The organism is Microcoleus sp. Pol7_A1, from assembly GCF_036701085.1.
GTDB classification, from domain to species: Bacteria; Cyanobacteriota; Cyanobacteriia; order Cyanobacteriales; family Microcoleaceae; genus Microcoleus; species Microcoleus asticus.
Map to the genome: position 1 here is coordinate 41248 of NZ_JAUBQD010000052.1, position 12976 is coordinate 54223.

Here is a 12976-nt window from a genome sequence, read left to right on the forward strand (position 1 = left end):
ACCCGAAACCTGATCCAAAGGGTCAAATAAGGGCGATCGCACTTTTTCAATTCGTGCGATCGCCCTCAAAGATTACTCTTTCCAGTAACGGGTTAAAATCCGAATTACCTCACCCGCTATCGGCGATGGTAGAGGCGGGCTCCATTCCCCAACTTCTGCAAAACCTAAAACGTGCAACAGATTAACGATGCTGTCTACCGCTTTGGGAACGCCACACAACAGCAAACGAATCGGTTGCTTACCTTGAGGTACATCAGGAATTTCTTCCCGGAGCAGTTCGGGAACTGACTTTGGCGGTGATATCATAGAGTTTCCTCCTAAATATGGGAGTTCAAGCCCCCACCGAACGATTGCGAGTCTGAGCGGTGGGGGTTTTGTTTTGTGTCTACTCTAAAGTATCACGGTATGCACTCCGAGTCAACCCGTGAGGGTGAAATTGATACTGTAGAGGTCAAAAAAAGGTACAATAGGGCAGTAAAAGCACAAATAACAGCCTTGCCAGCAAAACTCCCCAGAATAGTTGTATATCTTCCAGAAGAACTTAAAGCAGACCTAGAGCGATTAGCCAAATCGCATTATCGGCCGGTCTCGAATATGGTGTTGACATTAATTCAAGAAGCAGTAGATGAGGCTAAATCTGAGGGGAGAATTCAAAGCGAAGATCGATCGCAGCAACAGAAAAGCGACAGCGACGAGTAATATCATTTAAAGTTTTTTCTGAATGATTTAACCGCAGAGGACGCAGAGAGCACAGAGGAAGAGAAGAGAGAGATGAATAAATTTGTTATAAAAGGATATGGTGAACACGCTACCTATTACTTACTCTTCGCCAGATGAATGTCTATTTCCTGCTTCAGCTCGGTCGGTCAAATTCAGGAACCTGTTTTTGACGAAGAGAGGTAATTGCTAAGACTAAAACACTTAACGTAAGGCCTAAAATCGCATAACTCGGTAGTGAAAAAATAGTTACTTTAAACAAATAAGGCAATTCCCCCCCCTTCCAGTTCCACCGCCTTCCTAGAAACACCAACAGCCCGCCATGAATCACAGCGGTTTGCACCATGACACAGCCAACGCCCAATAACCAAACCGACATTCTTTGCCTAGAGAAGGCACAATTTTTAATTTGAAAACATAAATCATTCAGCAAAAAAACCACCGCCGGTGCTAACATCACAGAACTGGTGGGCTGAGAATAATTGATAGCAATACTCAAAGTAGAAATTAGCACCATTTCAGATAAGTCAACTTTTTTTGCCCAAGCATTGCGAGATTGTTTTTTGTAAAAATACCAACTCACTAAACCAACTAGCAGCAGAACAATCAAGTCAGAAAATAGCTTCGCCACGAAGGGACTATCGGGGAAAAATCTCGGTCCCATAACCCTTAAATCAAGGCGACTCATAGAAATATAAGCATTATTCGATGGATCGTTGAGCCAGAGTGGAAATCCACGAGTCGCATCCTGTATAAATCCTATTAAAGAATTGCCCGTTACAGCTAGACCTATAACTGCCAAAAAAGTTACCGTTACTATAGATATAAAAACTAGCTGAAACCGTCTCTTGATTAAAAAATAAGGAATAAACAATATAACTAAAGTTGGTTTAAAAAGGGCAATTCCCAAGAAAACTCCTGCAATTACATCCTGATTTTTCCTAGCATAAATAAACATCCATAACAGCAGAACGGCAATAAAAGTTGCCACATTGCCAACTTGAAGATCGAAGACAAAACCGTAGAGGAATGCAACTGATATACTACAAATAGTCCTAAAAGCTCGTGAGTGCGACACCAACAAGATATTCGCTCCCCATAAAACAAAACCTGTGGCAATAAGATGCAGCCAAGTCCAGATTGTGAAAGCAGTCTTCATCGGGAAATAGCCCACAAACCACAGCGGAGGAATGATATTAGGTGGATAAACAAAAGATGGAATAAACCCACACACTTTAGTGATGCTACAGAAACCGATGTTAAACACCTCGACATTAAAGGGACTCAAATGCTGATGGGCTAATCTACTCGCTACATAAAACCACTTAAAATCCCAGTAAGGCGGATCGGGCCGAGTAGTCAGATTGTAAACCAACCAACCGGAATAACAGAGAAATCGGGTGATAACTAATACAATAGCTGCTTGCAAAATAAAGTTAACAATAGGTTGACGAAAAAACAGAGTCAACCTTTCGATCGAAGGATGTTTTAAAAACAAAGAATCTTGCCAGGCTGCTTTTTCGCTATCTAACCGCCAATTAAATTTGAGAAGCAAAGCGACTGTAATTAGAATAATTACATTCCAGAATCCAAAGCTAATCATAGGAAATAATTTTAATAAATTTACTCTTCGATGCTATCACAACCAGAAATTGTCAACTAAAAATCAGCATTTGAACTTAGAATCTAGACTTTTGTTCCAGGTTTCAACCTAACTCTCTTTCCTCTCTTTTCTCTGCGTCCTCTGCGCCCTCTGCGGTGAGAAAAAAAATCTTATTCACAAACGAAATAGCATTGTTATCTAAAAGCCCGATCGCACTTTTGCGCCTTGTAACCCTGTTCACCCCCAAACATATGCGTTAACCTAGTTGACTACAACTTGTACCGCACTCCCCAACTAAATTCATGCTTCCCCGCATCAAAGAATTAGCCGCCACCCTAGCACCCCGCTTAATCGAAATTCGCCGCCACATCCACTCCCACCCCGAACTCAGCGGCCAAGAATATCAAACCGCCGCCTACGTAGCCGGAGTTCTCGCATCCAGCGGAGTCCGGGCGATCGAAGGAATCGGCAAAACAGGAGTGCTCGGCGAACTCAAAGGCCACAGCAGCGAGTCCCGGTGGCTGGCAATTCGCACCGATATGGACGCTTTGCCGATTCAAGAACGCACTAACTTAGAATTTGCCTCCCGCAACGAGGGAGTCATGCACGCCTGCGGCCACGACATCCACACCACCGTCGGTTTGGGCGCAGCCATGATATTGTCTCAGCTAGAAGAAAAATTGCCCGGTCACGTCCGCTTCTTGTTTCAGCCGGCAGAAGAGATTGCCCAAGGTGCTCAATGGATGATTAAAGATGGGGCGATGCAAGATGTTGACGGCATCCTCGGAGTGCACGTTTTCCCGACCATTCCCGGCGGTTGCGTCGGTATCCGCCACGGGGCACTGACGGCGGCGGCAGATGACATAGAATTGATTGTGATGGGCGAATCCGGCCACGGTGCGCGTCCCCACGAGGCGATCGACGCAATTTGGATTGCTTCTCAGATAATTACCACTTTGCAGCAGGCAATTAGCCGCACGCAAAATCCTTTGAGGCCACTGGTTTTGACGATCGGGCAAATTAACGGCGGACGAGCGCCGAACGTGATTGCCGATCGAGTAAAATTGCTGGGAACCGTGCGATCGCTGCATCCGGAAACCCACGAAAACCTGCCGGCTTGGATCGAACAAATTGTCTCCAGCGTTTGCGGGACTTACGGCGCTAAGTACGAACTCACCTACAAGCGCGGCGTCCCCGGAGTCCAAAACGACCCCAAACTCACGCAATTAGTCGAAAGTTCGGCTTTAGAAGCTTTAGGTCGATCGCGCGTCCAAATTTTACCAGAACCCTCCCTCGGCGCGGAAGATTTTTCGATGTACTTAGAACACGCACCGGGAACCATGTTTCGCTTAGGAGTGGGACTGACTGACAAACCGAACTATCCCCTCCATCACCCGCAATTTGAGGTTGATGAAGCGTCCATTGTGACCGGCGCTGTCACCTTGGCCTATGCCGCCTACCAATATTGGAAACAGCATCCAGGTTCACACTAATAGTCTTCGACGTATGGGTGGTCAGCTAACTAACCGTAGGGTGCTTAGCCGGAAAATTGTTTTGTCTCTAGTAAAAACATTCAGCCCTGACCCACCCTACAATAACTACAATAACTAATTTATAAAATTTTATGAACCTAGATTTCGATCGATTCTGCGACGCCTGCAACCCCAGCCACTCCCTGATATTGGGCAATGCCGAAGATCGGCGATACTACATTGATTTTGCTGAGGTGCGCGGCGAAAAAGTTATTAACGCACTCAAACGGACAATTACCGTTATGGGACGAGATAAACCGACTTGCCAATTGTTTACCGGACATATTGGTTGTGGCAAGTCTACTGAATTGTCGCAACTGGAAAAAGAGTTGACAGATGAGGGATTTCATGTAGTTTACTTCGAGTCAACACAAGACCTCGATGAAATGGATCTCGATTTGACGGATATCATGTTAGCGATCGCACGGCGAGTCACCCAAAGCTTGGAAGAGGGCAAAATTTCCTTGCAGCCCCAGCGCTTTAAAGAATTCTTAAAAAATAGTTGGGATTTTTTACAAATCCCTGTGACTGTAGAAGCTGAAGGAGAACTTTTTGGTGGCAAATATAAGGGCAATACAGACGGAAATCTGGAAGTTTCTCTGCCTTTAAATATTGGCAAAATTACTGCCAAAACCAAAAGTAATCCCGACTTGCGATCTAAACTGAGACAGTACATGGAACCGCAAGCTAATAAAATGTTAGAACTGATTAATCAAGAAATTATTGATGTAGCAAATAATCAGCTAAAGCAGCGGGGTAAAAAAGGATTGGTGGTGATTGTTGACAACTTAGACCGGATAGTTTCTCGACCCAATGCAGCGGGGCGACTGTTGCCAGAATATATCTTTATTGACCGGGGCGATCAGTTGCGGCAACTGAATTGCCATTTAGTTTATACCCTGCCGCTGGGATTGATTTTTGGCAATGAAAGTGAAATTTTGAAAAATCGATTGGGAGGGGGAGTTGACCCGAAAGTTTTGCCGATGGTACCAGTAAAGAATAGAGACGGCAGCGAATGTTTTGAGGGGATGAATTTGCTGCGGCGCATGGTGATGTCGCGGGCTTTCCCTGATGTGTCGCCAGAGAAATATATTACATTAATTACCGAAGTTTTTGACAGTCCTGAAACTTTAGATGAATTGTGTCGCGTCAGCGGAGGTCATCTGCGAAATTTAATGGGGATGCTGTTTGGTTGCTTGCAGCAAGAAGACCCTCCTCTTTCGCAAAATGTGTTGAAATCAGTGATTCGCAGTTCCCGCGACAGTCTGATTCGCGGCATCGATAATGATGAGTGGGAATTACTGTTTAAGGTGGTGAAAGAACAAAACATTAATGGAGATAAAGAATACCAAGATTTGCTGCGAAACCTGTGGGCTTTTGAATATGTAGACACTCAAGGAAATTGGTTTGCGTTGAATCCGCTGTTGATGGAAACTGACAAATTTAAGCTGTGGCAGCAGAAAAATTCGTGAGATTATGGTAAACTTAAATCCCGCCGAAGATATAGCAGCAGAAAATGAGCGATCGCTATCTACTTTGGTAAGGACGATCGCCCGCTTTCAAGAAAAGTTTTCTTTAACTTTAGTGCGCTGCAATTATGCTAGCTTGCGTTTTGCAATGCTGCAAAACCTGCGCGATCGCTCTACTGTGGAATATCAAGAATTAGTCCTAGAAGCTGCGAGCAAAACACTTTATCAAACTATTCTCAATGCCGTCCAAGAGCAACCGCCGAAAGCTTTAATAGTTTTCGGTATCGAATCGGTGGTTGCTCTTGATGACCTGCTAGCTGGGGCTAATAGAGCGCGAGATCAATTCAAGCAAGATTTTGCTTTTCCTTTGATATTATGGGTTACGGATTCTGTACTGTCTAAATTCAGTCGATCGGCTAACGATCTGAAGTCTTGGGCTCCTCCTCCCATTCAGTTTACAATACCCCCCAATGATTTGATGAATTTGTTGCAACAACAAGCAAGTCAAGCTTTTGCTGATGTTGAGAATTTCAAATTAGATGACTGGGAAATTGAGGCGCTGGAGAATGACCTGCTAAATGCAGCATTAGGCCAGGAATTGCAAGCTAGTTGGCAATTTATTCGCGGTTTAGTTGAATTTCAGAAAAATCAAATAGATTTAACACTCGAACATTATCAGCAAAGTTTGACATTTTGGCAGCAAAATCACCAGTTAGAAAGACAAGGAATTGTCTGCCATAAAATTGGTCAAGCTTACAACCGCAAAGCTGAATTGCACCGGGCAGGAAATCAAGATTATTGGCAAGAAGCTAGAAACTATTTACAGCAATCTCTGAAGAGTTTTGAGCAAGTGCAGCGACATGATTTAGCTGCGAAATGTATTAGCGAACTTGGGGAAGTGCTGCGGCGTTTAGCAGCTTGGGAAGAGTTGCAAAGTTTAGCTAAAAAAGCCTTAAAAATCCACAAAATTTACGGCACTCCGAGTCAAGTAGCTGAAGATTACGGCTTTTTTGCTGAGGTGGCGCTGCAACAATCTCAGTGGGAAAAAGCTTGCGAATCGGCTAAATTAGCATTGTCTGTTTTGGAACAAGCAGGAATCGATAAAAAAGAGACTGGTTTGTATTTGCTACTTTTGGCAAAAGGGCAGCGAAATCTTATCCCGTGTTCGACAGTTAACCCCCCCCAGCCCGCCCTTGCTAAGGGGGGGAGTCAGTCAGTATTTTCTCCTCTTGAGATTATAAAATCTTTAACACAAGCGAAAGTAATTACCCAGCCTCAAGATGATGTGCAGCTTTATATGAGGATTTTAGAAGAGTTGAGAACTCTGTATTTTGAGCAAGGCGAATATTTAAAAGCCTTCGATATCAAACTCGAACAACAAGTAGTTAAAAGCAAATATGGATTGCAAGCTTTTATCGGTGCCGGTCGCTTGCAGCCGCCGCAACAAATAATTAAGATCGGTTTAGAACCCGGTCTGTCAAAAGCTGAAATTGTTGAGGAAATTGAAGCCGCTTCCGGGCGGTCGCAGGATATTAAACGGATAATTGAACGGATAGGTACACCTGCTTGCAAGCTGACAATCATTCACGGGCAGTCTGGGGTAGGAAAAAGTTCGATTATTCAAGCGGGGTTAGTTCCGGCCCTGCAACTTACAACTTTTGAAGCGCGGGATGTATTGCCTGTTTTATTGCAGTCTTATCATGATTGGGCGAAAGATTGCGGGCAGTGTTTGAGCTTGGGAATCAAAAAAATAAAAGGTGAGAGTTTATCTAGTCCTATTGACACAGCGGCAGCTATTCTGGAACAGTTGCGACTGAATCAAAATCGCAATTTATTGACGGTACTAATCTTTGACCAGTTTGAGGAATTTTTCTTTGCTTATCAAGACCAAACTAGCAGGAGAGAGTTCTATGATTTTTTGGCTGAATGTCTAAATGAGATTGGTGAACTCAAAATTATCCTGTCGCTGCGGGAAGATTATCTTTTCTACTTGTTAGAATGGAATCGCGCGAGCAATTTCTCAATAATTGATAACGACATTCTCAATAAAAATATCTGCTATTACTTGGGTAAATTTTCGATTCCCGATGCGAAAGTTGTTCTCCAAACCTTAACAAAACGCTCTCAACTTGACTTATCCGAAGATTTGGTAAACGCACTGGTAGAAGATTTAGCAGGTGAAGTGCGGGAAGTGCGGCCGATTGAGTTGCAAATTGTGGGGACGCAATTGGAAAAACGGCAGATTACTCGACTGACTGAATATCAGCAGCTTGGCAATCAGGCTAAGGTCAAACTGGTTGAGGACTTTTTAGCAGAAGTTATCGCCGACTGCGGGCAGGAAAATAAAGATATTGCCGAACTTGTGTTGTACTTGCTGACGGATGAAAACGAAACTCGTCCTCAGAAAACTTTGGCTGAACTAGCAGCAGATTTACGACGAATAGAGTTAGTAGAATTAGAGTTAGTTTTAGAGATGATAGTTAAATCGGGATTGGTATTAGAAGTGCCGGGAACTCCGAAACGCTACCAACTTGTTCACGATTATTTAGTGCCTTTTGTCCGCAAATTGGAAAGAAGTGCGATGTTACTAGAAATAAGGGAAAATTTTGAGGATGTTATAGCTCTCAATCTGGCAGCAAAAGAACTAATAGAGCAATTACAAGAGTCGTCAGCACAAGCAGAAGCAGAGCGACAAGAGCTATTTGCCAAAGCAGAAGCAAAGCTAAAAGAGCTATTTGCTTGGCTGACTATTATTTTTTTAGCAACGATACTTAGCATTACCTTATTTAGGGTTCTCCTTATAATGGGAGTAGCGTAGCAGCAAGTGGATCAGGCACAGAAACTGACCCAATTAGAGCGATCGGCAAGTGATGTTTTGAAACTATCTGAGTTGGGTAATAATCATAGATGCTTTAATCTCAGCCGTGAAGATTGGAAAAAAACTTAAAGCCACAGTCAAGGAAGTTCGTTCTTTTGCTGATTACCCGATATCTACTCCCCAAATTGCCCTCAACCAGATTCTCGAAAACATCCGAGAACAAAATCGGTTAAAAGGACATCAAGATAGGGTATGGAGTGTCAGTTTTAGTCTCGACGGCAAATACATCGCTACGGCATCATGGGACAAAACAGCCCGGTTGTGGCAAATCAGAAGTTTAGATGAAATGCTGGTGCAAGGCTGCGATTGGCTGCACGACTATTTGCAGAATAATGCTGATGAAAGCGAGAAACACCTCTGCGATGAGATTAGTGCTCAGAAAAAATGATTAGCCAATCAGTCGGTAGGTGCAAATAAACCTGACCGTGTAACAGAATGTAAAGCGATCGCAAAAATTGCGATTCCTGCATTTCACCCGCAATGACAGATTTACCGCATGGAGCCCAGAAACCTGGTTTTTTACGAAAATAGTTCGTTGCAGCCCGCAGATTCGGTAAAAAACCCGGTTTCTTTGGTCTGGCGTAAGTCCTGACTTAACAGAATTCTGGCAATTAAACCAGCTTATCTTCCGCAATTCCCCTATAGCAGCGGCCAAATGTGCTAACGTACAATCAAAAATCCCCCAATTTCAACTATCGCGAGACAGATAACCGTGTTCGCTCAAGCACCTCCAACTCCCAATTACAAATGGTTTAGCTGCATTTCTAGGACTGTTTTCACCGCATTGTGCCTGTTGCCTCTTTTCAGCGCTGCGGGATACGCCCAAACTCCCCAAAATAGACCCATCAAAATTGGCGTGGTGCAGCGGTTTGGCACCAAAGCAACCGACAAACTAACGCTGAAAGCATTACCGGGCGACAGCTTAACTTTGCGTTACAAAACTCCTCAAGGCATAGAAACCAAAACTGCTGCTAGCGTCAAGTTAGAAATAGCCCCGAAACCGCTGGAAACGCCCTTAGTAGAAGAACGAGTGGTACTAAGTTCTCACCGCAGTTTTGAGAGTGCGGAAGATAGCGCCAATCAGTGGCGCGCCCAGGGAATAGAAGTAGAAATTGCTCAACCTTTGCGCTGGCAAGTTTGGGCAAAAAGAGATGTTTATAACTCTCCTTTGGTGCGGCGCTGGCTGTTGCAAAGTTTGCAAGATCGAGGCAACAAAACAGCTTTTTTGGATTCCAAAGTTTTAAAACAAATACCCCAGGCATTTTGGGTTTTAAACGGCTTTCGTTTCAACCGCAATGAGTTGGATGTGGCGGCCGGGAAAAATGTTATTGAGGTATTGGAACAAACCACCCAAGAAGCGACAGCTACTGAACCCGAAAAACCTATTCAACAAACTCGCCGTTACGGTGGCAATTTGCGCCTGCAAAAAAATGCTTACGGCACTTATACTTTGGTGAATGAAGTGCTGACGGAAACTTATTTGCGGGGTGTTGTTCCTCACGAAATTGGGGCTTTTTCGCCTTACGCTGCGATTGTCGCTCAAACTATTTTGGCCAGAACCTACGCCCTGAGAAATTTGCGCCGGTTTGCTGTGGATAATTATGAGTTGTGCGCTGATGTTAACTGCCAAGTTTATCAAGGTTTGACCGAGGTTTACCCGCAAAGCGATAAGGCGATCGCCCAAACGAGCGGTTTGGTGCTAACTTATCAAAATCAGCTAGTAGACGCGCTCTATTCCGCGTCTAGCGGCGGCGTGACAGCCTCTTTTAACGATGTGTGGCAGGGCGCGGAACGTCCGTATTTGCGATCGATCGTCGATTCCCCTAATAATGTTTGGGATTTGTCCAAGCAGAGTTTGTCTGACGAAAACAACTTCCGCCGCTTTATCAGTTTGGAAAAAGGGTTTAATGAGGAAAAAGAAGACACTTTTCGGTGGCGCGAACCAGCTTCTTTGACGGCGATTGGTGGATTTCTCAAACAGTATCTTCAGAAGAAACAGCACCCGCTGGCTAATTTTAAAACTGTCACTCAGGTGGAAGTGGTGGAAAGGTCGCCCGCTGGTCGAGTTTTGAAGATGAAGGTTCAAACTGACTTGGGCCCCATCGATATCGACAAAGACGAGATTCGCAATGCTTTTTACCCGCCGATCAGCACGCTTTTTTACCTAGAACCAATTTACAATCCAGACAAAACCCTCAACGGTTATGCTTTTGTCGGAGGCGGTTTCGGACACGGGGTGGGAATGAGTCAGACTGGTTCTTACAATTTGGCTAATTTGGGCTGGAACGGATCTCAAATTCTGGGCTTTTATTTTCCCGGGGCTCAAGTTGTGCCTCTGGGGGATAACATTACATTTTGGCGCGAATAGTCGATCGGACTCAGCCTAAAGTCGGCGATTTAAATCATCGCCACTACACAAACAAAGTCCGCCTTCGCGGACTAAATATCAGTCGTAAAAGTTTTAGATTTTAGAGTTTGGATTCTAGATCGGTTTCACCGTTAATCTAAAATCGGCCATCTAAAATCTAAAATTATTTGGTCAGCTATCTGCTCAAACAGCTAGGAATTCATAGCTGAGAGCGACAGACTGCTGGCGGCTTTGTTTCAGTCTTAGACGCAGAAACCCGGTTTCTTAACATAATTGCCGTATTTCAGCTTAATTCTGGAAACGAGAAACCGGGTTTCTTAGGGTATCGCGCGGAGCGTCCTTTCTTAGTAGAGCGATTCTTCTTGGTGAGTTTCGATCGTACAGTCAGACTTCGGATAAGCGACGCAGGTGAGGACAAATCCAGCCTCGATTTGGTCGTCATCTAAGAAAGATTGGTCGGATTGGTCAACTTCGCCTGCTGTGATTTTGCCGGCGCAGGTGGAGCAAGCACCAGCGCGACAAGAGTAGGGGAGGTCTAGTCCTGCTTCTTCTGCAGCATCAAGAATGTAAGTATCGTCATCAACGTCAATGGTCTGGTTAATTCCTTCGGCTTCGCTGACGAGGGTAACTTTGTAAGTTGCCATGCACTAAATCCTCTCAAAAATTCAACAAGATTGATAATTTTTCCTAATGCAACCTTCAAGGCTCTATTAGCTTTGAGGTTAGGTCTTAGGTTCGTTCCCTCTATGATAGTAGGGGAAAGAAGCAAGGTTGCAACACTCCTTTACCAAAAATTTGAATGGGATTAGTTATAACTTTTTCTAATTTCATCTTGATTACTTATACCTATGTTGGGTTCAGCCTTGTGATACTGTTGCCGCAAGACTTGCGCTAAATAATCCGGTTTCTAGGAAAAATCCTGTTTTGAGCCCTACAGCACAAAAACCGGGTTGTTGGTATGGGTGTGTCGATCGAGTTTCAGCAAGACTGGCTCCCAGGCAAGTCCCTGCTGCCGGTGAAATGTATAGTTAGATCGCATCTAGACTTGGGTGTTGAAGGCTCGATCGCATAAATCGCACCACAACCACAGCTTAAAATCTGGGCGGTGGAACCCTAAACCCCTGCACCGCAAGTCTGTAACTATCTAAAAATGTCAAATCTAAAATTCTATGACTAATATTGATACTCGCTCTAGTTTTTCGGTTAATTCTCCAATTCGCGTGGGGATTGTGGGTACTGGTTTTGCGGCTAAGTTGAGGGCGGAGACTGTTCAAGCTGACGGGCGATCGAACTTAGTAGCAGTTGCGGGCCGCACCCCGGATAAAACCGCAGCATTTTGTCAGGGATTCGGGGCAGAAGCTGCGGTTTCTTGGCGCAAGCTGGTAGAAAGAGATGATTTAGATTTGGTAATTGTCTGTACGGTGAATCGGGATCACGGGGCGATCGTCCTGGCGGCCTTAGAAAATGACAAGCACGTTGTGGTGGAATATCCTCTATCTTTAGACGTATCTGAAGCAGAAAGGGCGATCGAACTTGCCGCCCAAAAGCAAAAACTCCTCCACATCGAACACATCGAACTGTTAGGCGGTTTGCACCAAGCAATCAAAGAATCTTTGCCCTTAATCGGTAAAGTTTTTTACGCCCGCTACATTACTATTGCTCCTCAACGTTCCGTACCTGAGCGCTGGACTTTTCAACACTCCCTATTTGGGTTTCCCTTAGTCGGTGCAATTTCGCGACTGCACCGATTTACTGATTTGTTCGGGGAAGTGGCAAGCGTTAACTGTCAAGCTCAATTTTGGGACACTCAGGCGGATTTCTACAAAGCTTGTTTGTGCAACGCACAGTTGCGCTTTGCCAACGGCCTTGTAGCTGAAGCTGTTTACGGAAAAGGAGAGACTTTTTGGCAGTCTGAAAACGTTTTTACCATCTACGGAGAAGCAGGAACGCTGGTTTTTACTCCTGAATCCGGTCAATTAATTCAGGGAGAAAATCGGCACAGCATCAAAGTAGGAACGCGGCGCGGCTTGTTTGCCAAAGACACCGAGATGGTGTTGGAATATTTGTCAAACGGTACGCCTTTGTACGTGAATAATGCCAGTAGTTTGTACGCTTTGAAGGTGGCAGATGCTGCGAGGCGATCGAGTGAGATCGGGCAAAATGTAGCTCTTAGCAATTCATAAATAGGACTGACGCAATAAATCGTTTTTTATGTTAACTATAGGTTAAGGTGGGCTGTGGCGCATTACAGTAAAATTGCCAGAGTCTATCTATAGTAGTTCGTACTGTAACTTAGATTAGAGAGTTATGCCTGTGAGCAAAAATATTTAGAACTAAGGAATGAAAATTTAATAACATCAGCGATGTATAATAAATAAATGAGTGAATATGAATAGGTTTATGTTTCGG

General features: G+C 44.3%; 10 protein-coding genes. 7 read left to right on the plus strand and 3 right to left on the minus strand.

The window, feature by feature from the left end; translation table 11 throughout:
- Positions 1-72: 72 nt before the first annotated feature.
- Positions 73-306, minus strand: a complete 234-nt coding sequence (locus tag QUA20_RS23920) for a hypothetical protein (RefSeq protein ID WP_242719202.1) — start codon at positions 304-306, stop codon at positions 73-75.
- A 75-nt stretch (positions 307-381) separates the two neighbouring features.
- On the opposite strand from QUA20_RS23920, the gene QUA20_RS23925 reads away from it, so the two are divergent.
- A complete protein-coding gene (locus tag QUA20_RS23925) occupies positions 382-699 on the plus strand; it encodes a ribbon-helix-helix domain-containing protein (protein WP_333191724.1) in 318 nt (105 codons plus the stop codon).
- A 154-nt stretch (positions 700-853) separates the two neighbouring features.
- Here the strand turns inward: QUA20_RS23925 and QUA20_RS23930 are convergent, their stop codons facing one another.
- Positions 854-2320 (minus strand): glycosyltransferase family 87 protein, encoded by a 1467-nt coding sequence (locus tag QUA20_RS23930; protein ID WP_333191725.1) that lies wholly within the window; start codon positions 2318-2320, stop codon positions 854-856.
- Positions 2321-2622: 302 nt separating this feature from the next.
- Between QUA20_RS23930 and QUA20_RS23935 the strand changes: the two genes are divergently transcribed.
- The 5 genes from QUA20_RS23935 (at position 2623) to QUA20_RS23955 (ending at position 10567) form a co-directional block, all read left to right on the plus strand.
- Entirely contained in the window at positions 2623-3813 is a 1191-nt protein-coding gene (locus QUA20_RS23935) for a M20 family metallopeptidase (RefSeq protein WP_333191727.1), read from the plus strand.
- 131 nt (positions 3814-3944) lie between these two features.
- Entirely contained in the window at positions 3945-5324 is a 1380-nt protein-coding gene (locus QUA20_RS23940; RefSeq protein WP_333191728.1) for an ATP-binding protein, read from the plus strand.
- A gap of 4 nt (positions 5325-5328) precedes the next feature.
- On the plus strand, positions 5329-8139 hold the full coding sequence (locus QUA20_RS23945) for an nSTAND1 domain-containing NTPase (protein ID WP_333191729.1): 2811 nt from the start codon (positions 5329-5331) through the stop codon (positions 8137-8139).
- A gap of 106 nt (positions 8140-8245) precedes the next feature.
- Positions 8246-8587: a hypothetical protein gene (locus QUA20_RS23950; protein WP_333191731.1), complete on the plus strand. Its 342-nt coding sequence runs from the start codon at positions 8246-8248 to the stop codon at positions 8585-8587.
- Between the two features lie 324 nt (positions 8588-8911).
- Positions 8912-10567: a SpoIID/LytB domain-containing protein gene (locus QUA20_RS23955; protein WP_333191733.1), complete on the plus strand. Its 1656-nt coding sequence runs from the start codon at positions 8912-8914 to the stop codon at positions 10565-10567.
- 344 nt (positions 10568-10911) lie between these two features.
- Here the strand turns inward: QUA20_RS23955 and QUA20_RS23960 are convergent, their stop codons facing one another.
- Positions 10912-11211: a ferredoxin gene (locus QUA20_RS23960; protein ID WP_333191734.1), complete on the minus strand. Its 300-nt coding sequence runs from the start codon at positions 11209-11211 to the stop codon at positions 10912-10914.
- 525 nt (positions 11212-11736) lie between these two features.
- Here QUA20_RS23960 and QUA20_RS23965 point away from each other — a divergent pair.
- Positions 11737-12750: a Gfo/Idh/MocA family oxidoreductase gene (locus QUA20_RS23965; protein WP_333191736.1), complete on the plus strand. Its 1014-nt coding sequence runs from the start codon at positions 11737-11739 to the stop codon at positions 12748-12750.
- The last annotated feature ends 226 nt before the right edge of the window (positions 12751-12976 follow it).